The sequence below is a fragment of the Nostoc sp. UCD121 genome (assembly GCF_014222285.1).
In the GTDB taxonomy this organism is placed as follows: Bacteria; Cyanobacteriota; Cyanobacteriia; order Cyanobacteriales; family Nostocaceae; genus Nostoc.
On sequence record NZ_JACKZS010000537.1, the window covers coordinates 1 to 384 of the forward strand.

A 384-nucleotide genomic window follows, 5' to 3' on the forward strand; every position below is an offset into this window, starting at 1 on the left:
TGATAAAGTGGTATCCTACATCGAGCCAACCCTGCTCTTTGTGCCACTGGCGAATCTCACGGACACCAACATTCTGACTTGGCTTGGTAGCCGAGCAGTGAACAAAGATTGCGTCAGTAGATTCACGTTGTTTAAACTGTACACGAGCCATTATTTCTTTCCTCCTTTCCTTTTTAATCTATCAAAGGGGACCCGGATCCTCTACGCCGGACGCATCGTGGCCGGCATCACCGGCGCCACAGGTGCGGTTGCTGGCGCCTATATCGCCGACATCACCGATGGGGAAGATCGGGCTCGCCACTTCGGGCTCATGAGCGCTTGTTTCGGCGTGGGTATGGTGGCAGGCCCCGTGGCCGGGGGACTGTTGGGCGCCATCTCCTTGCA

The 384-nt window shown here is 56.0% G+C and carries 1 pseudogene; it reads left to right on the forward strand.

Features of this window, described 5'->3' with window-relative positions:
* Positions 1–196: 196 nt before the first annotated feature.
* A pseudogene (locus GNF10_RS37375) lies at positions 197–384 on the forward strand (MFS transporter); the annotation flags it as partial.